At 54.8% G+C, this 25,226-nt stretch carries 9 protein-coding genes; 8 read left to right on the plus strand and 1 reads right to left on the minus strand.

The window, feature by feature from the left end; translation table 11 throughout:
- Positions 1 to 59 precede the first annotated feature (59 nt).
- Positions 60 to 1,556, plus strand: a complete 1,497-nt coding sequence (ppx, locus tag AB0A83_RS09590) for an exopolyphosphatase (RefSeq protein ID WP_150048080.1) — start codon at positions 60 to 62, stop codon at positions 1,554 to 1,556.
- Positions 1,556 to 2,821 carry a hypothetical protein gene (locus tag AB0A83_RS09595; RefSeq protein ID WP_150048081.1) on the plus strand — a complete coding sequence of 422 codons (1,266 nt, stop codon included), beginning with the start codon at positions 1,556 to 1,558 and terminating at the stop codon, positions 2,819 to 2,821. The genes ppx and AB0A83_RS09595 overlap by 1 nt, the downstream gene beginning before the upstream one ends.
- Here the strand turns inward: AB0A83_RS09595 and AB0A83_RS09600 are convergent.
- Positions 2,818 to 3,072, minus strand: a complete 255-nt coding sequence (locus AB0A83_RS09600; RefSeq protein WP_150048082.1) for a Rho-binding antiterminator — start codon at positions 3,070 to 3,072, stop codon at positions 2,818 to 2,820. The genes AB0A83_RS09595 and AB0A83_RS09600 overlap by 4 nt on opposite strands.
- Positions 3,073 to 3,230: 158 nt before the next feature.
- Here AB0A83_RS09600 and gspE point away from each other — a divergent pair, with 158 nt between their 5' ends.
- The 6 genes from gspE (at position 3,231) to AB0A83_RS09630 (ending at position 25,178) form a co-directional block, all read left to right on the plus strand.
- The gene (gene gspE, locus AB0A83_RS09605; RefSeq protein WP_367156096.1) at positions 3,231 to 4,937 is read left to right on the plus strand and encodes a type II secretion system ATPase GspE; all 1,707 of its coding nucleotides are present in this window, start codon (positions 3,231 to 3,233) and stop codon (positions 4,935 to 4,937) included.
- 189 nt (positions 4,938 to 5,126) lie between these two features.
- Entirely contained in the window at positions 5,127 to 5,771 is a 645-nt protein-coding gene (gene dhaL / locus AB0A83_RS09610) for a dihydroxyacetone kinase subunit DhaL (RefSeq protein WP_367156097.1), read from the plus strand.
- A 341-nt stretch (positions 5,772 to 6,112) separates the two neighbouring features.
- Positions 6,113 to 16,144 carry an amino acid adenylation domain-containing protein gene (locus AB0A83_RS09615; protein ID WP_367156098.1) on the plus strand — a complete coding sequence of 3,344 codons (10,032 nt, stop codon included), beginning with the start codon at positions 6,113 to 6,115 and terminating at the stop codon, positions 16,142 to 16,144.
- Positions 16,141 to 20,775, plus strand: a complete 4,635-nt coding sequence (locus AB0A83_RS09620) for an amino acid adenylation domain-containing protein (RefSeq protein WP_367156099.1) — start codon at positions 16,141 to 16,143, stop codon at positions 20,773 to 20,775. The genes AB0A83_RS09615 and AB0A83_RS09620 overlap by 4 nt, the downstream gene beginning before the upstream one ends.
- Positions 20,776 to 20,938: 163 nt before the next feature.
- Positions 20,939 to 23,512 (plus strand): TonB-dependent receptor, encoded by a 2,574-nt coding sequence (locus AB0A83_RS09625; RefSeq protein ID WP_232056835.1) that lies wholly within the window; start codon positions 20,939 to 20,941, stop codon positions 23,510 to 23,512.
- A gap of 55 nt (positions 23,513 to 23,567) precedes the next feature.
- The gene (locus AB0A83_RS09630) at positions 23,568 to 25,178 is read left to right on the plus strand and encodes an MBL fold metallo-hydrolase (RefSeq protein WP_367156100.1); all 1,611 of its coding nucleotides are present in this window, start codon (positions 23,568 to 23,570) and stop codon (positions 25,176 to 25,178) included.
- Positions 25,179 to 25,226 lie beyond the last annotated feature (48 nt).

Consider the following 25,226-nt stretch of genomic DNA (forward strand, 5'->3'; position numbering starts at 1 on the left):
AAAAGACAACGGATTTTATCAGAAATCATACCTCCGGGCCTTCGAACAGGAATACCGCATTGCCAAATGCCATACCCTCCCATGTTGCCGCCGTCGATCTCGGCTCCAACAGTTTTCATATGATTATCTGTGCATTGACTGACGGCAAGTTGCAAATCATAGACCGCTTGAAGGAAATGGTGCGGTTGGCAGCCGGCATGAATGCTCAAAAAGTGCTGGATAAGGACACTCAAGAGCGGGCCTTGATCTGTTTGGAACGCTTCGGACAAAGAATCAGCAATTTTCCGCCGCACAGCGTGCGTATCGTCGGTACCAATACTTTGCGGCAGGCCAAAAATGCGGCGGAATTCATCGCCAAAGCCGAGCAGGCCTTGGGCCATCCGATCGAAATCATTTCCGGCATAGAAGAGGCACGGCTGATTTATCAAGGCGTCGCCCATAGTCTGGCCGGCAGCGGCAACAAACGCTTGGTGATGGATATAGGCGGCAGCAGCACCGAATACATCATAGGACAGGGCGCCGAACCGTTACAGAAAGAAAGCCTGAACATGGGCTGCGTGACCGTCAGTCAAGAATTTTTCAAAGACGGTGCGATTTCCAAAAAAGCCTTTCGCAAAGCCACTTTGTTTGCCGGGCTGCAATTGGAACCCTTTCAAGACACCTACCTCAGCGACAATTTCGACGAAGCGATAGGCGCTTCCGGCAGCTTGAAAGCGATCAGCGCCGTCTTGCAGACCCAGGGCTATAGCAATAACGGCATCACCATGGACGGCTTGGAAAAATTGGTCGGCTATTTGTTCACGCTGGAAAATATCCAGCAAGCCGTGTTGCCGGCCTTGAGCGTGGAACGCAAACCGGTGTTTTTAGGCGCGGTTGCCATTGTCTATGCCACTTTCAAAATTCTGAACATTCAGCAAATGACGGTGTCGGACGGCGCGTTGCGCGAGGGTCTGATCTACGATTTGTTGGGTCGGATTTACAACGACGATATTCGTACCCATACCAGCACGCTGATGGCCGAGCGTTACCATACCGATCGCCGCCATGCCGCCCAACTGAAAGACACTTTGCATTATCTGGTCGGCCAGCTCAGCCATCATCCCTGCTTCGAGGATAATCCGGATAGCGTGCACTTTTTGGAATGGGCGGCCGATTTGCACGAAATCGGCCTTGAGATTGCGCACAGCCAATACCACAAGCACAGCGCCTACATTGTCGAGAACGGCGATTTGGCCGGTTTTTCCAAGCAGGACCAGCTGTTGCTGTCGCGCATGATACGCACGCACCGCAAAAAGTTCAGCATGGCGCGCTTTGAAGACTTACCGACGCCCTGGCAGCGCAATGCGCCTATTTTAGCCATACTGCTGCGTGTGGCTTATCTGTTACACCGTAACCGGCATACGCTGCGCCCGGATTTTACTATCGCTATTTCCGGCAAGAAAATCGCGTTGGAGTTTCCGCCCCAATGGCTGGAGCAATCGCCGTTGACCTACGCGGATTTGACCCAGGAACAGGTTTACCTGAAAGAGGCCGGGTTCGAGTTAACGTTTGAGTAATGCTGCAACGGGAAAAACGGCTGGGATTGTTGAAGCGGTTAGCGGCAATCGGCTTGAGTTTGGCGGTTTTGTTCAACCTTCTGTTGATGTTTGCGATCGACGACACGCCGCTGCTGGAAGTGCCGCACGCTTGGAATAGGGACGATATAGAGCGGGCCAAACAGCTGTTGCAGTTGAGTCCTGAAGAACGCGAAGGCAGCAAAACCATTGTGTTGGATCAAAAGGACATCAACATTGCCGCTAGTTATCTGCTGAATCATTTTGTCGAAAACACCGTGGCAATTCAGATGGGCGCTAATCTGGTTTGGGTGCAAATCGCCGTTTACGTTCCCAAAACCGTGTGGGGACGTTATCTGGATTTCAGCTTCAAATTGCGGCAAACCGAGCAGGGCATTCGCATCAAGTCGCTCAAAATCGGCGAAATCTCCATCCCCGACAGCGCGGCCAACCTGATATTACCGTGGCTGGGACATCTGCCGCCATTTAATCAATATTGGCAACTCGGCGCGCAATACGTACAAGAGGTGCAATTTATCGAGCACGGCGTGCAAATTCGCTATTTGGGTGCCATGGTCGAAGCCGCCAAACAACTAGCCCGCAGTAAACACCGCGACTATCCGAATCTGGATTTTTACCAGCAGCAAATCAACGAAATCGTATTGCGCCACGATCCGGCCTGGCGCTTATCGCTGGCGGAATTATTGCAACCCCTGTTCGAAAGCGCCTATCGACGGTCGGACGCCGAAACCGCGATTCGGGAAAACCGTGCTGTGATCATTGCGGTCGGCAGTTACATCTTCAAACAGGACTTGCGCGGCTTTCTGCCGTTAGGCCTGGTGTATGCCAAAGACTACCCGGTGTACGCTTATAAGCGCGTCGACATTCCGCAGCACTTTATCGCCTCGGCTTTGCTGGCCACCGTGGACGCTAAATTATTGAGCGAACGCATAGGCGTGGACAAGGAATTGAGCGACGCCGAAACGGGCAGCGGTTTCAGTTTCATCGACTTATTGGCCGACCGCACCGGCACCCGCTTCGGCGAACTGGCGATTGCCAGTCCGCAAACCGCCCGGGCTTTTCAAGCCAAGATGGCCGGGATCAGCGATTACCAACAGGTGGTACCGGATATTCAAGGCCTACCGGAACAACTGGAACAACAAGCGTTCGCCGCACGTTTCGGCAATACCCAAAGTCCTTTGTATCAAGCCATGCTGGCGGAAATAGACAAGCGTATTGCCGAGCTGCCTTTATACGGCTTGCGTTAGCTAAGGCGCAGCTCTTGGAAGCGGGCGTTTTCGGTCAATACCGTCAGTTTGCTTACCCGGTTCAGTTCTATGCGTTGCTCCGGCGCCGGGCCCAGTACCAGCATTTCCCGGCGTTCGGGGGTGGTTTCGGTAGTCAGAGCAATGCCTTCCAGCATGGTGCCGTCGACCAAGTTCAGCTTGAGCCGGTAGCGATAGAGACAGGCTATCTCGATATAGTCGTGTAGCGCGCAAGGTATCGGCGAGGACGCCATAGTAGCCTCCGGTGTGTTCCAGGTTTAGGCAGGTCGTGCCTAGCCGGGTTTATTGTAAAACGGCCGACTCTGCGCGTACCGAACGTTATAATGGGTAAATCCGCCGCGCTCCGGCTATCGATCGGCGGCGGCTTCGATCACTATAGCGAGACCTTGCGATGGAAACGACTCCGGCTCCGGAAAAATACGCCGAATTTTTAAACGCGCTGAAGCGTAACGGCAAACTGTCCGACAGCGATCTGGCTAAAGCCCGGCGCATGCAAAAGGCGCAACAGGACGATTCCTTGCCCAAAATGTTGATCAAGCTGGGACTGTGTTCCGACAACGATGTCGCGGAAACCTTTGCGCAAACCCACGGCTTGCCGCGCTTAAAGCCGGAGCATTATCCGCCGCAATCGCCGTTGGACCAACAAGTGTCGCTGCGTTTTCTGAAAAATTACCACGTAGTTGGGCTGCAAGCCGAAAACGGCACTCTGGACGTCGGAGTCATGGATCCGGAAAACGACTATTTGCTTCAGGCTTTGCAATTGGCGACCGGTAAACAAATCCGTTTACACGTCGGCCAATTGTCGGAAATCGATGCCGCGCTGGAAATTCAGTACGGCGAAGGCAAGTCGCAAATGGATAAACTGATGGACGGCCTGAACGTCGAACAGGAAGACAACGAAGACCTGGAGCATCTCAAGGATTTGGCCAGCGAGGCGCCCATCATCCGCATGGTCAACTTCATTTTGCAAAAAGCCGTGGAAAGCCGGGCGTCGGACGTACACATAGAGCCGTTCGAACAAAGCCTGAAAGTGCGCTTGCGCATAGACGGCGTGCTGCAGGACATCGATTCGCCGCCGGTGGCGTCCACCGCCGCGGTGTTGTCGCGGATCAAGATCATGGCCAAATTGAACATTGCCGAGCGCCGCTTGCCGCAAGACGGCCGCATCAAATTGCAGATGGTGGGTAAAGAGCTGGATTTGCGGGTTTCCACCATCCCGACCTTATACGGGGAAAGCGTGGTAATACGTTTGCTGGACAAGGAAAATGCGGTGCTGGATTTCGCCGCTTTGGGCTTTGTCGGTAAACAGGCGGACAACTTCATGCAAGTGCTGGCGCAGCCGCACGGCATCATCTTGATCACCGGGCCGACCGGTAGCGGTAAATCGACCTCGCTGTACGCGGCGCTGAAGACCTTGAATACTTCCGAACGCAAGATCATCACCGTGGAAGATCCGGTCGAGTATCAGTTGGAAGGTATCAATCAAATCCAGGCCAAGCCGCAAATCGGCCTGACGTTTGCCTCGGCCTTGCGCTCGATCGTCCGCCAAGACCCTGACGTGATCATGATAGGCGAGATGCGTGATTTGGAAACCGCTAAAATCGCCGTGCAATCGGCCTTGACCGGCCACTTGGTGTTATCCACCTTGCACACCAACGACGCTGCGGCGGGTATTACCCGCTTGCAGGACATGGGCCTGGAGGAATATTTGCTGAGTTCGACCATTAACGGCATTTTGGCCCAACGTTTGGTCAGGCGTTTGTGTCCGTCTTGCAAACAGGCTTATCCGGTGTCGGATACCATGGTAGAAGAAATGCAGTTGCGCCGCTGGCAGCCGGAAGGCGAGATTCGGCTATACAAACCGGTTGGCTGTCCGGCTTGTAACGGCATCGGTTACAAAGGCCGCTTGGCCATCATCGAGTTTCTAACCATGAGCGACACGATACGCAAGCAAATCATGAAACACGACGAAGCCTTCGTGATCCAACAGCAGGCGATCGAGGAAGGCATGCAAACCATGTACGACGACGGCGTCGGCAAAGCCCTGCAGGGCTCGACCACGCTGGAGGAAGTATTGAGAGTGACGACCGAAACTTAGTCGGAATTCGGCCGGAAAAACTATACGGCGTGCGAATTTATTCGCGGCAACACCGCTTGGAGCGGATTAATGCGGCCTTACAAAGGCAGGCGGGCTTAGGCTGAATGGATACTTTCAAGTGAGGCTGTGCGCCGGATTGAGTTGTAACTCGGTATCATGCCTGCTGTTTTACCAATCACCGGAGTTTTTATGTCTATCAGCCCTGCATTGTTTCCCGATTTGATCGATACGGTCGCGCTTGTTATCCAACAAAACGCCGAGGAAGTGACGGCCTTGGACCAAGCGATCGGCGACGGCGATCACGTGTTCAATCTGCAACGCGGCATCCAGGTCTTACAAGAACACCGCAAGGAAATCGCCGAATTGGATTGGCCCTCGGCGTGGCAGAAAATCGGCACGATAGTCATGGCCGCTATCGGCGGAGCGTCCGGTTCTTTGTACGCCACCTTGTTCATCCATTTGCACAAGCACAGCAAGGCTTCAAACTGCGATTTAAACCACTTTGCCGACGCTTTTGTACAGGCAATAGAAGCGGTCAAGCAACGCGGAAAAGCCGATGTCGGCGAGAAAACCATGCTAGACGTATGGGTGCCGGTTGCGGCGGCGTTGCGGCAAGACGTCTCTGCCGGTAAATCCGTCGACGCTATTCTGGATCACCTTTGCCAAGTGGCGGCAGACGGCGTCGAAGCTACCCGCGATATGCCTGCAACCAAAGGTAGGGCGTCGTTTTTAGGCGAACGTAGCGTGGGGCATATCGACGCCGGCGCGAAAACCGCACAACTCATCATCCAAGCCGTTGCCAAGGTGTTGGCTGCGCAGCATTCATCGGTTTAATGGCGAGCCGGCATAAGAGAAAGCCTAGCTTGGCTGTTAGGCGAAATCCTGTGCCGGTTATAACGTAAGCCTTTTCAAATTATTGTACTCGGCGGATCAGGGTTAGAGAGCCTTTAGGCGATTCCTGCAATTTTGTCCGCTGGATGCGCTAACCGTAAAAGCTCTTGGCGACGAGAGGGATTTAGTTTTTCCGTTCCGGTCAGTCGTTCGAATCTCCTGAAGTCAACCTGGGGATTTTTTAGTGAGGTAATCAATTTTTCCAGTCGTCTCCAACGCAATCCTTTCGGCTGCAGTTTAGGCTGTGTTGCCGGCAAATTCGGGATGCGGCGTTCGATGGGTGAATGGCTATAAAACCTGAGCGTTTGCGTCCCGATGGGTGTATCGATCTTGAAAGACCTGGAGGCGAAGTGTTAGAGCTGAATTCTTGTTCGGATGCCGGCGGCTATGGTTCCGAGATATTGTCCGACGCCACCTCGTTAGCGGAGGTTTTGCAAAATCGAGCGGCATTGCACCCGTTACGCACGGCTTACACCTTTTTAAATTTCGGCGCGGGGGCTCAAGATGAGGTGAGCTACGGCGAATTGGATAGGCGGGCGCGTTGCTGGGCCGCCCGTTTACAGGCTATGGATATGCAAGGCCGGCGCGCGCTACTGCTATACCCGCCGGGTTTGGACTACATCGTCGCCTTCTTCGCATGCTTGTACGCCGGTTGTATAGCGGTACCGGCCTATCCGCCCGGCAGTCGGCGCCACATGCCGCGTTTGCGCGCCATATTGCACGACTGCGATGCAGCTTCGTTGCTGGCGACTCGCAAAGTGGCGGATGAAGTGTGCCGTTATTCGGCCACGGACGGCGAGTTTGACAAATCGGCTTGGTTGTTGACCGACGGCGAGCCCGGCGCGGACGCAAGCGACTGGTGCCGTCACAGGGCTAGTCCTGCCGACGTAGCGTTTTTGCAATACACCTCCGGCTCCACCGGCGAGGCCAAAGGCGTGGTGATCAGCCACGCCAATTTGCTGGCCAATCAAGCCTTGATTCGTCAACGTTTCGGCCACGACGAAAACGCTACCGTCGTCGGCTGGTTGCCGCTATACCACGACATGGGTTTGATCGGTAACGTGATGCAACCTTTGTACTGCGGCGCTCATGCGGTACTGATGGCGCCGCTGGCGTTTCTGGAGAAACCGCTACGCTGGCTGCAGGCGATAGCCGACTACCGGGCGCATACCAGCGGCGGACCGAATTTTGCCTACGACTTGTGCGTGCAAAAAATCGCCGAATGCGACGCCGCCGGCTTGGACTTGAGTAGTTGGCGCTTGGCGTTCAACGGCGCGGAGCCGGTCAACGCGAAAACTTTGGCCGATTTTGCCGGCAAGTTTGCGGCCTGCGGTTTCGACCGGCGCGCCTTTTACCCCTGTTACGGTCTGGCCGAAGCGACCTTGCTGGTAAGCGGCGGCGTCCGAGGCGCCGCTCCCAGGTTTCAGGCCTTCGCCAAATCCGCGTTGGAGCAACGCATCGCCCAACCCGTGTCGGTCGATGACGCCGATGCCCGGCTCATCGTTGCCTGCGGCCGGCCTGAGCGTAAGGAAGACCTGAAAATCGTCGATCCCGACAGCGGCGTGGAGTGCCGGGCAGGGCAGATCGGTGAAATTTGCTTGAGCGGCCACGCTATTGCTGCCGGTTACTGGCAAAAGCCGCAGGCCGATGCGCAGACTTTCGTCAGCGATGCCGGCGGCAAGCGCTGGCTGCGCACCGGCGACCTGGGATTCGTCGACGGCGGCGAGTTGTTCGTCTCCGGCCGCTTGAAGGATCTGATTATCGTCCGCGGCCGCAATTACTACCCGCACGACTTGGAACGTGCCGCCGAAGACGCTTGCGATGCATTGGTGCCGGCCGCGACGGTAGCCTGTTCGCTGCAGGCCGACCGGCGCGAACAGTTGATTCTGTTAGCGGAATTGCGCCGCGACCGCTTGCGTCAACCTAACTTCGAGCGCGAATTTACCGCGATTCGTAGCCGCTTGAGCGACGAATGCGGCGTGCAGCCCGACAGGATTATCCTGCTAAAACCCGGCTCGCTATTGAAAACCAGTAGCGGCAAAGTGCGGCGCCAAGCCTGTTGCCAGGCATACGGCTCCGGGCAGTTGGCGATCGTTGCCGCAGACGGCGAAATCGAAATCAAGGCTTCGAATTCCGGGCCGGACGCCGGTAACGATACCCGGATGTTGCTGCGCTTGAGCTTGAAAGCGCTGGAACAAAACACCGGGCAAGCGCTGTTAACGGCGCATTTGGCGCACAAAATTGCCGAGTTGGCGGCGTTGCCGGCCGGCATGGTCGATGCCGGCGCGCCGTTGACCAGTCTAGGCTTGGATTCCTTGAAGGCCGTTGAGACTAAATACTTCATCGACGAACTGTTAGATATCGATCTGCCGCTCGACCACTTGTTGGGCGACTCCAGTTTGTGCGATGCGGCCGAACTCGCCTTGCAGTTGCTCAAGCGGAATGAGGCAACACCGCAATCCGACGCGCAAACCGAACAACCGGTCTGTGCGATGTCCTTTAACCAGAGAGCGCTCTGGATGCGGGCCAACATCGAAGACGAAGCGGCGTTGTATCGCTTGACCGCCGCATTGCAAATATTCGGGCCGTTGGACAATGCGGCGTTGGCCAACGCCTGGATGGCACTATGCGAACGTCACGATCAACTGCGTTGCGGGTTCGGCTTGGACGAGCAATTGCAACCGGTCAGAAAGCCAACTACCGGAGCACCCGCACCGCTGGAACGTAAAAATTGTACGGATGAGGCTGAGTGCGAGCGCCATTTGCGGGTTTTTAACGAATCGAGCTTCGATTTGCAAAACGGCCCCCTGTTACGGGCTGCCGTGTTCAGCTGTAGCGAACACGAGCATGTCTTGGCATTTGTCGTTCACCACTTGATCGTCGATTTTCGTTCGCTGCAAGTGTTGTTGCAGGAACTAGCCGAGTTATACGCGGCCCAACGGGAAGGTGCAACCAAGCACTTGCCGACGCCGTCCGCCGCTTACAACGACTTCGTGCTTTGGCAACGCCGCTATTTGGCGAGTCCCAGCGCCGAGTGCGACCTGGCTTACTGGCGGGAGCAATTATCCGGCGACTTGCCGAGCTTGGGGCTACCGAGCGTATCAACACCGACACCGTCTTATCGGGCCGGCAGCGAAGTATTGACGCTGTCGGCCGAAACGCTGGCCGGTTTGAAACGGCTTGCCGCGGACTGTCGCACCACGCTTTACGCCGTATTGCTGACCGCGTTCAAGACCTTGCTTTATCGTTATAGCCACCAAAACGATTTGATTGTCGGCTCGCCTACCTTGGGCCGCCCTCAACAGCGTTTTGCCAATACGGTCGGCTATTTCGTCAATCCGCTGCCACTCCGTAGCCGACCGGAAGGTCATTTAAGGTTTTGCGCTTACTTGGCGCAAGTGACGCGAACGGTGGTGGAAGGGTTGGCGCATCAATATTATCCGAACGGCGTGCTGCTGGACAATCTGAGAAAAGAGAATGTCGCTGCTGATGCGCTCTATCGGGCCTTCTTCGTTTTACAGGATGCAACCGATAGCGTGGCGGCGGCGATGGCGCTAGGCAAGACCGGCCTGCCGATTCGTTGGGCTGGCTTGCGCGCCGATGGTCTTGCCTTTCGCGACGGCAGCGAAGAGTTCGATCTGACCCTGTTGGCGGCCGAAACGCAGGGCGAGTTATCGCTGTCTTTTCGTTACCGACTGTGCATATTGGAATCCGCAACCGTTGCGCGGATGACTAAACATTTTGAAACGCTTATTCGCGGCGTGTTAGACAATCCGGATTGCCGGCTAGGCGAATTGCCATTTCTGACAGAGACGGAGTACCGCGATCTGGCGGCCTGGAACGCGACCGAGCTTGATTGCCCGCAACGCTGCTGTCTTCACCACCTGTTCGAAGCGCAAGTCGATAAGACCCCGGATGCCGTTGCCTTGCGCTTTGAAGATAACCACCTCACCTACGCCGAACTGAACGCCCAAGCCAACCAACTGGCGCACTACCTGATCGAACGGGGCGTCGGGCCGGACGTGCTGGTCGGTATTTGTCTGGAACGCTCGCTGGCGATGGTGATCGGCTTGCTGGGGATCTTGAAGGCCGGCGGGGCTTATGTGCCGCTCGACCCCAGCTATCCGGCCGAGCGGCGGGCGTTGATACTGGCCGATGCCGGCGTCACGTTGTTATTGACCCGCGAAGCATGCTATGCGGAATTTGCCGACTCTGCGGACTTGACGGCGGCAAGAGACGGAGTCATCTATCTCGACCGCGACAGTTCGGCCATGGCCGGCTATCCCGCGACCAACCCTAAGCTGAGCCTGCATCCCTTGCATTTGGCCTACTTGATCTACACCTCCGGCTCCACCGGCCGCCCCAAAGGCGTAGCGGTGAATCACCGCAACGCGGTGCATTCCACCTGGGCTCGGCTGACGGGCTATGCCGACCCGGTCAACGCCTATCTGCTGCTGTCCTCGTTTGCTTTCGACAGCTCGGTGGCCGGCATCTTCTGGACCCTGACGCAAGGCGGCTGCTTGTGCCTGCTCTCTGACGACAACAGTAAAGACCCGGCAGCCCTGGCGGCCCTGATCGAGCAACAGGGAATTTCCCATCTGTTAGCCTTACCCTCGCTGTATGCGCTGCTCCTGGAGCAATCGCCGCAAGCCTTAAGCAATCTGCAAGTAGCCATCGTTGCCGGCGAGGCCTGTCCGACCGACGTGGTCAAACGCCACCTGGCCGTGCTGCCCGGCGCCAAACTCTACAACGAATACGGCCCGACCGAAGGCAGCGTCTGGAGCAGCGTCTATCAAGCCGGGGCGGATGATCTGGATCGGCCCCTAGCGATTGGCCGGCCCATCGCCAACGTCCGCCTTTACAACCTGGACCGGTCGCTCAACCCGGTCCCGGTCGGCGTAGCCGGCGAACTGTACATCGGTGGCGCCGGCATTGTGCCCGGTTATTGGCAACGCCCCGATCTGACCGCCGAACGTTTCCTCCCCGATCCCTTTGGCCCGGCCGGCGGCCGGCTGTACAAAACCGGCGATCTGGTCCGCTATCGCGCCGACGGCGCACTGGAATTCCTGGGCCGGATCGACCACCAAGTCAAGCTCCGAGGTTTCAGGATCGAACTGGGGGAAATCGAAGCGCACTTGCTCAAGCAAGTGGAGATCAAGGATGTGGTCGTCATTGCCAGAGAAGATCACCCCGGCGACAAGCGCTTGGTGGCGTACGTGGTGCCGCACGCGGCGGCGGCCGATACCGAAGCCGAGCAGGCCATGGTCGAGCGCCTCAAAGCCCGGCTCAAACATCAACTGCCGGACTACATGGTGCCCGGTGCTTTCGTGGTGTTGGACGCCATGCCGCTGTCCGCCAACGGCAAGCTGGACCGGAAGCAATTGCCGGCGCCGGATCTGAGCGAACAACTGAAAAAGGCCTATGTAGCGCCGCGCAGCGAAACCGAGCAAGCACTGGCACAAATCTGGCGAACCCTGCTGCGGGTGGAACGCATTGGCCGGCACGACCACTTTTTCGCACTGGGCGGCGACTCGATTCTCAGCATTCAAGCCGTCAGCCGCGCCCGCCAAGTCGGGCTGGTGTTTACGCCCAAGCAGTTGTTCGAGCGGCCGAGCTTGGCCGAATTGGCCGAAGTGGTGACGCATTGCGGTCAGACGCTGGCCGAACAGGGCTCGGTTAGCGGCAACGTACCTTTGACGCCGATCCAGCACTGGTTTTTCGAACAGGATTTCGTCCGGCCGCAGCATTGGAATCAGGCCTTGCGTTTGCGGATCAAGCCGGGTTTGACACCTGAACTCTGTGCCGCTGCGTTGAACAGTTTGATCGCTCACCACGATGCGCTGCGGCTGCGTTTCGAACAGGTCGGCCTGACTTGGCGGCAAGCCCATCAAGCGGACAAGCGGAACGCGGTATTGACCGTGGTCGATCTGTCCGCGCTGCCGGATCGGCAACGTCAGGCCACTATCGCCGCGCAAGCCGCCGCTTGCCAAGCCTCGCTCGATTTGGCGCAGGGCCCGCTGCTACGAGCCGTTTGGTTCGACTTGGGCGGCGGCGAGCGGGAACTGCTGATAGCGATCCACCATCTGGTGGTCGACGGTGTTTCCTGGCGCATCCTGCTTGAAGACCTGGATAACGCCTGTCGGCAGGGCCTTGCGCAGCAAACGCTTAGTCTGTCGACAAAAACCAGCGCGTTCAAACACTGGGCCGAACGGCTGGCGCAGCGGGCCGTAAACGGCGATTTCAACGGACAAGCCGAATACTGGTTGGACCCTCGCTACCGGCAGGCGCAAAGTCTACCGGTCGATTATCCGACGGGCGCCAATCGGGTCGAGCTGGAAGACAGCGTCGAATGGTGCTTGGATGCCGAACAAACCCGGGCCTTGTTGAACGAGGTCCCGACGGCCTACCGCACCCACATCGATGAGGTACTGTTGACCGCGTTAGTGCTTGCCTTGGGTGATCAAATCGACGTTACAACTCCCACTTATCTGTTGATCGACCGCGAAAGCCACGGCCGGGAACACCTGGCTGACGACCTCGACGTCTCGCGCACGGTCGGCTGGTTTACCAACGTCTATCCATTGCTGTTGACCGTTGAAGCGGACGACACGCCAATTGACGCACTGAAACGCATCAAAGAACAGCTGCGCGCCGTACCGGAAAACGGACTCAGTTACGGCGCGTTGCGTTACTTGTCGGCCGACGCCGACCTGCGCCAAGCCCTGAATGCGCAACCGGCGGCCCGCGTCATCTTCAATTACCTGGGACAACTCGATACCGCCTTGGCCGGTGACGCTCTGTTCGAAGCCAGTGTCGATACATCCGGTCCGAGCCGCGATTCGCGCGGCGAACGCCCGCACGAACTTGACGTTGTTGCGCACATCCAATCCGGCCAACTGCACTTCAGTTGGCGTTACAGTCGGGAACGCTATCGCCGCGCCACACTGGAACGCTGGGCCGACCGCTACCTGACCCACCTGCAAACGTTGATAGCACATTGCCGGCGCGCCGATGTCGGCGGTTATACGCCCAGCGATTTCCCGCTGGCCGGGCTGGACCAAGTTCAGCTGGATGAGTTGGCGTTCGCACCGCGTCAAGTGGACGACCTCTACCCGTTGACCCCGTTGCAACACGGGCTGTTGTTCCACAGCCGTTACCAACCGGACACCCAGGCTTACCGCATTCAATTGGCGTGCCGGCTCAACGGGCCGTTGCACACGACCGCCTTCCGGCAGGCCTGGCAACACCTGCTGGCGCGCCACGCCATCCTGCGAACCGGGTTTATCGAGCAAGGCCTGCCGCAACCGTTGCAACGCGTCGAACGCCACGCGAGCGTACCGATCACCGAACACGACTGGCGTAACTTAAGCGCAGAAGAACAGCAAATCCGTTGGCAAACCTTACAAGCCGATGATCGTTGCCAAGGCTACGATTTCGAACGCCCCCCCTTGATGCGGGTCAATCTGGCGGCTTGCGGGGACGAGCGTCACTACCTGCTCTGGAGCTATCACCACGTCTTGCTTGACGGCTGGAGCAGCCCGATTCTGGTCGAAGAGCTGTTCCATCTATACCGGTCACTCGCCGAAGGCCGCGCCGCCGAGTTAGCAGCCACGCGGCCGTTCCGCGACTATGTCGCCTGGCTGCAACGCCAAGATCAAGTCGCCGCCGAACATTACTGGCGAACGCAACTGGCGGGGTTCGAAGCGGCTACCGTTCTCGGCGTCGACCAATCTCCCCACAGCAAAGGCTCGGTCGGCCCGTTGCATCCGCAAGACCTCTGTCTGAGCGATGCGCTCAGCGCTCGCTTGCAAGACTACGTCAAACAACGGCGTTTAACCCTCAACACCCTGGCTCAAGCCGCCTGGGGTTTGCTGCTCAGCCACTATAGCGGGCGGCGCGATGTCGTGTTCGGCGTCACGGTCGCCGGCCGGCCGGCGGAACTGGCCGGTATCGAACGGCAAGTCGGGCTGTTCATCAACACGGTACCGATGCGGCTCAAGCTGGAGCCGGAGCAGAAACTGAGCGACTGGTTGCAAACCGTCTTCGAGCAAGGCCGACTTCAAAGCCGATACGACTACGCAGCACTGGCACAGATTCAAAACTGGTCGGACATTGGTCGCGGTCAGGCCTTGTTCGACAGCCTGCTAGTATTCGAAAACTACCCGCTCGACCAAGCCCTGCTGGAAATCGGCGGGCCGTTACGCATCGATCAAGTTGCCGGGCAAGACCCGACCAATTACCCGTTGACACTGGCCGTGTTTCCCGGCCCGCAACTGCGCCTGACACTGCACTACGATGCTGACCGCTTTCCCGGGGCGGTCGCGGCGCGGATGCTGGAACACTTGCAACACCTGCTAAACGCCTTCGCCGAACAACCCGAGGCCCGATTGGCCAATCTGCCCAGCCTGACCTCGGCCGAACGCCGACAAATCCTGCATGATTGGAACGCCACAGAAGTTGCCTACTCGCAAGAGCGCTGCATCCACCACCTGTTCGAAGCACAAGTCAAGCAAACCCCGGACGCCATCGCGCTGAGCTTCGAAGGCGAGAGCCTGAGCTACGCCGAACTGAACGCCCAAGCCAACCAACTGGCCCACTACCTGATCGAACGGGGCGTAGGCCCGGACGTGTTGGTCGGCATTTGCCTGGAGCGCTCGTTGGCGATGGTCGTCGGCCTGCTGGGCATCCTGAAGGCCGGCGGGGCGTATGTGCCGCTCGACCCCAACTATCCGGCCGAAAGGTTAGCCTTCATGCTGGCCGACATCGCACCGGTCGTGATCTTGACCCAAGCGAAATTTGCCGAATTGGATTTTGCCGGGGCTCCAGTGCTCAGTCTGGATAGCGATTGGACGCAGGTCGCGGCGTATTCCGCCGGCAATCCCCGTCCCAACCTTCAACCGAGCAACCTGGCCTATTGTATCTATACCTCCGGCTCTACCGGCCAACCTAAAGGCGCCGGCGTGCCGCATCAAGGCATTTTGAATCGATTGCAATGGATGCAGGCCGAATACGGTCTGGACAGCAAGGATGCAGTCCTGCAAAAAACCCCGTACAGTTTCGATGTGTCGGTCTGGGAATTCTTTTGGCCGTTGATGACCGGCGCCCGATTGGTCGTGGCACCGCCCGAGTTGCATAAAGACAGTCAAGGCTTGATCGAATTGATTCGCCGCGAACGTATTACCACGGTCCACTTCGTACCGTCGATGTTGCAAGTCTTCGTCGACACGCCGGGCGCCGAACGCTGCACCGGCCTGAAACGGGTGGTGTGCAGCGGCGAAGCACTGCCGGCCGATCTGGTACAGCGCTTCCAACAAAAACTGCCGGCCGGGTTGCACAATCTGTACGGCCCAACCGAAGCCTCGGTCGACGTCAGCTACTGGGCTTGTCCGCAAGATTGCCGGGAAACCGCGATTCCCATCGGCAAACCGATTAGCAATCTCCGTCTGTACATTCTCGATCGAAGTCTGAACCCGGTGCCGATTACTACCCCCGGCGAACTGCACATCGCCGGTATTGGCCTAGGCCGGGGCTACCTAAACCGTCCCGATTTAACGGCGGAAAAATTCATTCCGGATCCGTTCGGCCCGGCAGGCAGCCGCCTATACAAAACCGGCGACCTGACGCGCTACCGCCCGGACGGCAACATCGATTATTTGGGCCGTATCGACCACCAAGTCAAGATCCGAGGTTTCAGGATCGAACTGGGCGAAATCGAAGCCCAATTGCTTAAGCAGCCGGAGATCAAGGACGCGGTCGTCATTGCCAGGGAAGATCACCCCGGCGACAAGCGTTTGGTGGCGTATTTGACCTCGAACGATGACAGTGCGTTGTCCATTGGCGACCTTCGCGCCATTTTGGCCGAAGCCTTACCCGATTATATGCTGCCTAGCGCCTTTGTCATTTTGCCTTTGATGCCTTTATCCGCCAATGGCAAGTTGGCACGCGGCGCTTTACCTGCCCCTGATAGGGAGGCTGTGATCAGCCATCGCTACGAAGAGCCGCAAGGAACAAAAGAAATCGCGTTGTCTTGTATCTGGAAGGATCTGTTGGAACTGGAGCGCGTTGGCCGCAACGATCATTTTTTCGAATTGGGAGGTCATTCGCTGATGGTGCTGACACTGGTCGAACGATTACGTCGGCTAGGCTGGCTGCTGGAGCCGCGGGCGGTTTTTGCCTATCCGACATTGTCTGTTTTGGCGGAAACGATAGTCGATTACCAAGACAATAGTCCGGCTTTTGATATGCCGCCCAATTTGATACCCGAGCATTTCGGGCAGTCGTTAAACCTAGCGTATTTTGAGGAGTTTCGGGTATGAGCTTGCAGGAAGTTTTTGCAGAGATGCAGAAAAAAAATATCGTCGTCAGCGAGTTGGATGGCGAATTAGTCATTCGTGCACCGCAAGGCGCTGTCGATCAGGCATTAATGTCCACATTAAAAACGCATAAGCAGGATTTGTTGATTGCAATAAGAAACGGCGTTGTGATGGACAGGCATGCATCGGGAACGCCGAAAATAACCCCGGATATGCTGCCGTTACTCAGCTTCACCCAGGATGAGATCGATTTGATCGTGGCTAGCGTTGCGGAAGGGGTGGCCGGAATTCAGGATATTTATCCTCTGGCGCCGTTGCAGGAAGGTATTTTGTTTCACCATTTGCTGGAAACCAGGGGCGATCCGTACATCACTCGCTCCGTCATCGTGTTCGATAATCGCGCGCGTCTGCAAGGCTTCTTGGAGGCACTGCAGACGGTGATTGACCGACACGACATTTTACGCAGTTCGATACGCTGGAACGGTTTGTCGCAGCCAGTTCAGGTCGTGCATCGCCATGCCGTGCTGACCATTGAAGAATGGGCCCCTGAACCTAAAGAACGGATTTACCAATGCTTGATGGAACGCACCGATCCTCGCCGGCTCAGGATGGATTTGCAGAAGGCTCCGCTGTTGGCTGGCTTTGCCATTAAGGATAGCCAATCGGATGAATACTGGTTTGCGATGCTCAACCATCACATGGTGGACGATAACTATACGCTTCAGCTTATTTTGTCGGAAATCCGCTTGATACTTGAAGGTCGGCCCGAGCAATTGCCAGCCATACAACCCTACCGGAACTTCATCGCCCGTATGCGTGCGCTTTCTCAGGCGGATCATGAAAGCTATTTCCGGCGGCAGCTTGGTGACATCGACGAACCGACCGCGCCATTCGGGGTGCTGAATGTGCAAGGCAGCGGCGGACAAGTCGAAGAAGCTGTTCTATCGCTGGAAGCGGAATTGGCGCAACGCGCCCGCAACAGCGCCCGGCAACACGGCGTTACTCCGGCAAGCTTGTTCCATATGGCGTGGGCTTTGGTGTTGGGACAATGCAGCGGCCGTGATGACGTGGTATTCGGCACGGTATTGTCGGGCCGGTTGCAAGGCGGTGGCATAGGAGCGGACAGTGCGGTCGGCATGTTTATCAATACTTTGCCGATACGGGTTTCACTGACCGGCCGGACTGTGCGCGACATAATCGGCAGCATCTACGACAATTTGAACGAATTATTGATGCACGAGCATGCCACTCTTGCGCTGGCGCAGCGTTGTAGTGCTGTCCCGGCATCGTTACCCTTGTTCACCGCGCTACTCAATTACCGGCACTCCAGGATCGTTGCGGTATCCGATCAATCGGCGCTGCTGGAGTGGGAAGGGATGCGTGTGATTAGCAGCGAAGAGCGTACCAATTATCCGCTGACGCTGTCGGTTGACGATTTGGGGCAAGGTTTTAATCTTACCGTGCAATGCGTGAGCGGTATCGGTCCGGAACGTATCGGCATTTATGTTTGTACCGCCATCGACAGTTTGATAACGGCATTGGAACAGTGCCCCCAGCAAGCGGCGAATACTCTCTGCATTATGCCTGAGGGTGAACGACGGCGAATCTTGGATGATTTTAACGACACCGCTGCCGAATATTCCACCGAACAAGAGTTGCACGCGCTGTTCGAGGCGCAAGTGGGAAAAACGCCGGACGCGGTTGCGCTGGTGTTTGCAGAGCAGGCTTTAAGTTACGCTGAACTTAACGCCAAAGCCAATCAGATCGCTCATTATCTACGCTCCAAGGGCATAGGGCCGGATGTGCCGGTCGGCCTTTGCGTCGAACGGTCATTGGAGATGGTGGTCGGCATGCTGGGTATACTGAAGGCGGGTGGAGCTTATGTTCCGCTTGATCCCCACTATCCCAAAGAGCGCGTCGACTATATGTTGAAAGATGCGCGGATTGCCGTACTACTGACTCAACAGCATCTAGCGGCGGAATTAGCCTTCGGCATCAAGGATACGACTTATCTGGATGCCGATTGGCCCGCCATCCAACAATATTCCGTTGATAACCTTACGCAGTATGGCCACTCGCTGAATTTGGCTTACATGATCTATACCTCCGGTTCTACCGGACAACCCAAAGGCGTGATGGTCTCGCATTGTAACGCGCTGCAATCCACCGTTGCGCGGTTTACTACTTATCGCGCACCTGTTACCTGTTATTTGTTGCTGTCCTCGTTTGCCTTCGACAGTTCTGTGGCAGGACTGTTCTGGACGCTGGGGCAGGGCGGTTGTTTATGCTTGCCGGAAGATGAGGTCGCCAAAGATCCGGTTGCATTGACTGAATTGATCACGCGGTATCGGGTGTCGCATTTGCTAGCCTTGCCGTCGTTTTATGGTTTGCTGGTGAAACAAGCCGGAATCCGCTTAGAAACCCTGAAAACGGCTATCGTTGCCGGAGAAGCGTGTGCAATCGACGTGGTTAACCGGCATTACGCAATGTTGCCGAATGTACCGTTATATAACGAATACGGCCCGACCGAAGGTTCGGTTTGGAGCAGCGTATACCCTATCAGCCAGAACGATTTGGACCGGCCGGTATCGATAGGCCGGCCGATCAGCAACGTTCGACTTTACATTCTGGATCGCTACGGTCATCCGGTTCCTATTGGAGTTCAAGGCGAACTTCATATCGGTGGCGCAGGTGTGGTGCGTGGTTATTGGCGGCGGCCTGAATTGACCGCGGAAAAATTTATCCCCGACCCGTTTCAAGCGGCTGGCGGCAGGCTCTACAAAACCGGCGATTTGGCGCGTTACCGGCTTGACGGCAACCTCGAATTTTTAGGGCGTGTCGATCATCAGGTGAAAATCCGTGGCTTTAGGATCGAATTGGGGGAGATCGAGGCCCGTCTGATGGCGCAGCCGGATGTAGAGGACGCTGTAGTTTTGGCTAGTGAACCTCAGCCCGGAAATAAGCAATTGACGGCTTACGTTGTCGGTAATGCCTCTACAGAAAGGTTACGGGAAAATCTCAAATCCGCGTTACCCGATCATATGGTGCCGAACGCATTTGTGTGGCTGGAGCGGATGCCATTGACCGCAAACGGTAAGCTGAATCGTAACGCATTATTGTCGGCGGCAGCCAAAGACAAGGTGTCCGACATTCGGGCCGATACGCCTGTTTCGGAAACGGAAATTAAGCTGGCGGAAATTTGGTCCGGTTTATTGGGTGTCGAACAGATTGGCAGACATGACGATTTCTTCGATTTGGGCGGCCATTCCTTGCTTGCGATAGAACTGGTTTCAGCCATTCAAACAAATGTGGGTGTCGACGTTGCGCTGGTGGATTTGTTTGAATGCTCGACCCTGGTAGCCCAGGGCGAGTTAATCGACGGCAGTAGAAAAGACGATAAATTGCTCGATTTGGAGGCCGAAGCGAAACTAGATCCTGAAATTCGGCCAACCGCTTCGACAGCCGTCCCCGTAGTCGAGGCGCAAGCGATGCTGTTAACCGGTGCGACCGGTTTTCTCGGTACATTTTTACTGGCTGAATTGTTGGAGCAAACACGGGCCAACATCTATTGTTTGATCAGGGCTGTCAATGAAGGGGAAGCACAAGTCCGGTTGCAACGCCAGATCGGCCGTTATGCCCTGCAAGACCGAATCGATTGGAGCCGGGTTATTGCGGTGTGCGGCGATTTGGCGGAGCCTCGGCTCGGCTTGTCGGTATCTCGTTATGAAGAAATTGCCGGGCGGGTTGACGCTATTTATCACAACGGGGCGCAGGTCAACTTTGTCCAACCTTACCAAGCGTTAAAGGCCGCCAACGTATTAGCGACTGAAGCAGTGCTGCGTCTGGCTTGTTACGGCAAAGCTAAAGCAGTTCATTATGTTTCAACCTTATCGGTGTTTAGCGAAACCTCTTTCAATAATCCGTATGGCCATGGGGAGCAGGACGAGCCGGCATCCGGTGCAGACTTGGCTAATGGTTACGCCCAGAGCAAATGGGTGGCGGAAAAGTTGGTGAGATTGGCTAAGGACAGAGGGATTCAGGTAACCGTGTATCGGCCGGCGACCGTTGCCGGCGATAGCCGTAGCGGTGTTTGGAATACCGAAGATTATTTGTGTCGCTTGATTAAAGGTTGCATTCAGATCGGTTACGCCCCCGCAGAGCACCTACGTATGGATATGGCTCCCGTCGATTACATGAGCCGCGCCATGGTCGCATTGTCGTTGCAACCGAGTTCGGTTGGCGGTTGTTTTCATCTAAATCATCCTATCCCGCCTTATTCCGATGAACTGGTCAATGGGTTTAGCCGCTTGGGATACCGGCTGCATCGCATTCCTTATCGCGACTGGGTGAATAAGTTGCTTGAGATTGGCAAAACTCAGTCCAACGATTTTGCTTTATTGCCGTTGCTGCCGATGTTTTCGGAGCAAAAGCAAGATGATGCATCGGCGTTGTTGGAAGAGGATGCGATTCGCTACGATTGTAGAGCAACGCAAAGCACGTTATCCGAGTTAGGGATTGAGTGTGCTTCGCTAGATGACGAGCTACTAGGCCGTTATCACACATATTTTAGTCGGAATGGATTCATTAGGGAGCCTGACTATTACCATGGAAATTACTATAGCAATGGTTGCTGAATATGATTTGATCAAAACGATATGTATAGGTGGGGTAAAGTTTGCAGTAGCGCGTCTACCTTATTGTAAATGTAAAGCTTGTACTGACAACAACATACTGTAATTATTGATTTCGATTTTTAAAATTATTTTCAAACAGGACATATTTAAGGAAAACCACCGAATGGTTCACAATAAAAAAAATAACTTTTCGCCTAATAAAATTGTAATTAATCCAATATATAATATTAAAAATCGCTTTATAAAAGGAATGATTGTGTTAACGTTTCTTTATACTGATCCGGCGTCATCTGAACAAGTTGCAGGCGTAAAAATACAATTCGACATGCCTTCAAGCGATTTGGCATCCGCATTGAATAGTTTCGCAGAAAAAACTAGTATTGAGTTAATATATCCGGCTTACATTGTGCTAGATGAAAAATCTAAACCTGTTAAAGGGTATTATAGTATACAAGATGGTCTTAAGGAGTTGTTGCGGGGAACGGGGGTGGTTTATCGTTTGACGGGAGATAACAGTATTACTTTAGCTAAGGAAACTGTTTCCGAGCCTCAGTCGAGTAAAACGATGGAGGTAATCACCGTGACGGGTAAAGCTGTTCATGATGCTAGCAATCCTTACAACAAGGAGTATGCCGTATCCCATGCTAGTGCGGCCACTAAAACCGATACGCCGATTATGGAAACGCCTGTTTCCATACAAGTGTTGCCGCGAGCCGTAATGGACGATCAAAAAAGTTCACGCGTCGCGGATGCGCTGGAAAACATCAGCGGGGTGCGTCCGCAGTCGTCTTTGGGGTCGGGAGACGGATTTATTGTCCGCGGCTTTCGCACGGGTAATATCTATCGTAATGGTGTTTTGAGTAACGAAGGGGGATTCGGCAGCTTCGACACGGGAAATCTGGAAAGTATCGAGGTACTTAAGGGACCGGCCCAACTCTACGGCCGGACTGAGCCGGGCGGGTTGATCAATATTAATACCAAGAAACCTTTGGATACACCCTATTACTCGCTTGAACAACGATTCGGATCGTACGATTTATACCGTACCCAGTGGGATGCAACCGGTCCCATCAACGCTGATAAAACCCTGCTTTATCGTTTTACAGGTGCTTATCAAGACAATAAATCATTTCGGGATTTCGTTACCTCCGATCGGGTTTTGGTTAATCCCAGCATTACTTGGAGGCCAACCGATGCACTGGATGTTACCGTCGATGTCGAAGGGACAAATAAGAATGCGATGGCTGATTTTGGGATTCCGGTCATCGGTAATCGTCCTGCGGCTATTCCTATTAGCCGCAATTTGGGAGACCCGAATACTCCTTTAAGTGAACAGTCCAGTGTAAAAATAGGTTCAGAAATAAATTATCGTTTTAACGATAACTGGGCAATACATAATCGTTTTTTAGCGAGTTTGGCCGATGGAAATACAACGCAAGTCACTCCCGCGCCGGCGTTCAATGATGCTGTCGCACTAAATCAAGTTACCGGAATGATGAGTCGGAATATATTCAGGCAAACTAGTAGTCGGGAAGTGTATTCCACTAATTTGGATATCACGGGTAAATTCGACATCGGAGAAACAAAGCATGAAGTGTTAGGCGGCTTTGACTTTTATCGAGCATTCGATAAATACAACGTAGACGGAAGATGGAAGATTCCAGATCCGGCATTGGCAATCAATATTTATAACCCGTATCCTAGCTACGGCATTCCGCAAAGCACTTTCGACACTGCGCTGTCGACGTCCGATTACTTTGCTGGCGTGATAGGTAATAATCATGCGGTCACGTACAACAGTTGGTATGGTGCATACTTCCAGGATCAAATCACCATTTGGGATCGGCTGCATATCATGGGTGGCGGCCGCTACGATTGGGCTGAAACTGGTAGGGCCAACGCTTCCAATTTCGCAGATGCCGAACATCAGCTTGAAAATCTGGTCCGTGCCGACGGAGCGCTCATCCGTAAAGACGAAGGATTTAGTCCTCGTGTCGGCATTCTCTATCAACCCTGGCAACAGCTGAGCGTTTACGGCAACTGGACAACCTCGTTTGGCGCCAACAATGCCAACTCTGCCGACGGAAGAACATTCGATCCGCAAACCAGCGAACAGTTTGAAGCAGGCATCAAGACACAATTGTTCGATCAGCGGTTTCTAGCCACTCTCGCCTACTACCATCTGACTAAAGACAATATCTTGGTTAATGACCTGAGTACGTCGGATCCATTTGACAAAATAGCCAACCTGCAACGCAGTCAGGGTATTGAGTTGGATATGACAGGACGTGTGACGGAGGCGTTGAGCCTGATCGGTAGCTATGCCTTTACCGATGCACGCGTTATTAAAGACTTCGGCGGAGACACGGCAGGTAACCGTCTTAGTAACGTACCCGAGCATTCGGGAAGTATGTGGCTCAGATATGATCTTAACGGTTATGGCGCCCTGAACGGTTTGAGTTTTGGCTTGGGCGGTGTTGCTGTCGGGCAACGTGAAGGCGACAACGCCAATTCCTTTCAGATGCCCGGTTATGTGCGGATGGATACTTTCGCCGCTTACAGATGGGACACTAAAAGTGCCCGTGTGACGACTCAACTTAGTGTCCGTAATTTGCTGGATAAACAATATTATGCGTCTACCGATCCTACCGACTCCGCTGCTAACGTCGCTCCCCGGCTTGGTGTTTATCCGGGAGAGCCGTTGACGGTCGTGGGGTCCCTTCGGGTAGAGTTTTAGTAACAACGATGGTGAAAAGCGGTCAATCTGTTTGTTGTAGTCGGAGAAAGCTGGCATGAACCACAAACTTATATATCGCCTCGCCGACTCGACGGCGGTGGAAGCGCTAGTCGACAAGTGGGTGGCTTGGCCGCATACTTTTTCTCCGGTGCCGTACAGCTTGCATATGCTGAATTACCAAAAGAAAAACTTGAGTTCATATCTACAAAAGCCCGGCATTCACGTCGAATCCAGCGCTAATCCAAAGCTATTGGGTGGACCGTTTGTCAATGTTCCGGTCGAACGGACAGCCGAGATAGAGCAAATGCTGGAGCGGATGGACAAAGAGCACGGTGCCACTCAGCAAATGGCGCAGGATTTGATCGCTTTTCAAAACCTGCTGGATAAAGAAGCCACGGGCCAGAGTCTGGAACCGTATTATGCGGTGCTGCCGGAGTCGTTGCGCGGCTTTATCGAATTGCTGTACGACTATAACAATCGGCCTATTGTGCGTTGTATTGAAAGCTTGTTTTACAAAAGTACGCATTACAAAAAGCACTTGCAATCGTTGCACCTCTTTACCCAAACTCATGATCGCGCTAGGGCCTATTACATGAGCACGCCGCGCCTGCCAACGGACGATAGTATCGAATGGACTATACCGTTTGCGAGGACAGAGATCGACGAACTGTTTAAACTGGATAACCAGCCTCAACCTTTGAGTTATATCCGCGAGCTATTGGGACTCGATGCCGGAGACGACAAAAAATTGATCAGCCTATTGACCGACCGGCCCCCTTACATGGCGGAAAAATGGCAGGGCAGTGGTATTCGGGTTCGCTATTTCGGTCATGCCTGTGTATTGATCGAATATAACGACGTTGCGATTCTGATCGATCCTTTTATAGCGATACAACCCAGTCAGGGCGGCATAGAACGTTACACGTTTCAGGACTTGCCGCCCTATATCGATTATGTGTTGGTTACCCACGTTCATCACGATCACTGCGTGTTTGAAGCGTTGCTACGCCTTCGTCATAAAATCGGTATGTTAGTGGTGCCTAAAAGTTCCGGCATATTCTACGGCGACATATCGATGAAACTGTTGGCTCGGGAACTGGGCTTCTCCAAAGTCACGGAAGTTGATCCGTTAGATAGTTTTTCGTTTTCCGGCGGTGCTTGCATTGCGGTGCCGTTTCTCGGCGAACATAACGACTTGCCGTTTGCTAAAAGCGGCTACCTGATTTGTGCCGGTCCGCAACGCTTGCTGTTTGCCGCCGATTCCAACTGCCTTGACCGGCGCATGTACGAAAATCTGAGTGCGGAGTACGGCCCGATCCAAACCGTTTTTTTAGGCATGGAATGCATAGGTGCGCCGTTATCCTGGGTATACGGGCCGCTGCTGCCGAAATTACCCGAGCACAAGCATTGCCAGTCGCGGCGTTCCAAAGGCAGCGATGCTCATGCGGCTTTGAACTTGTTGGATGCAGTCCAAGCGGAGCGAGTTTATATCTACGCGATAGGCCGCGAACCCTGGCTGCAATATTTCATGGCATTAGAGCCGGAAGATGACGATCTTTATATTAAAGAAATAAGTAAAGTGTTGGAAGCTTGCGAACGTAAAGGTTTTGCCGATGCGCGAAGGTTGTACGGCAAGGATCAAATTTATTTGGGTGGTGAGCTTTAAATAAAGCAAACCACCGTTTTCCATGAATATAAACTTATAGGTCGCTTA

Source organism: Methylomonas sp. HYX-M1, from assembly GCF_040741385.1.
Lineage (GTDB): Bacteria > Pseudomonadota > Gammaproteobacteria > Methylococcales > Methylomonadaceae > Methylomonas > Methylomonas rhizoryzae.

Excerpts from the sequence above, each read along its gene's own strand:
- AB0A83_RS09595 (WP_150048081.1), top strand. The coding sequence starts at position 1,556 with ATGCTGCAACGGGAAAAACGGCTGGGATTGTTGAAGCGGTTAGCGGCA.
- AB0A83_RS09600 (WP_150048082.1), bottom strand. The coding sequence starts at position 3,072 with ATGGCGTCCTCGCCGATACCTTGCGCGCTACACGACTATATCGAGATA.
- gspE (WP_367156096.1), top strand. The coding sequence starts at position 3,231 with ATGGAAACGACTCCGGCTCCGGAAAAATACGCCGAATTTTTAAACGCG.
- dhaL (WP_367156097.1), top strand. The coding sequence starts at position 5,127 with ATGTCTATCAGCCCTGCATTGTTTCCCGATTTGATCGATACGGTCGCG.
- AB0A83_RS09615 (WP_367156098.1), top strand. The coding sequence starts at position 6,113 with ATGGCTATAAAACCTGAGCGTTTGCGTCCCGATGGGTGTATCGATCTT.
- AB0A83_RS09620 (WP_367156099.1), top strand. The coding sequence starts at position 16,141 with ATGAGCTTGCAGGAAGTTTTTGCAGAGATGCAGAAAAAAAATATCGTC.
- AB0A83_RS09625 (WP_232056835.1), top strand. The coding sequence starts at position 20,939 with ATGGTTCACAATAAAAAAAATAACTTTTCGCCTAATAAAATTGTAATT.
- AB0A83_RS09630 (WP_367156100.1), top strand. The coding sequence starts at position 23,568 with ATGAACCACAAACTTATATATCGCCTCGCCGACTCGACGGCGGTGGAA.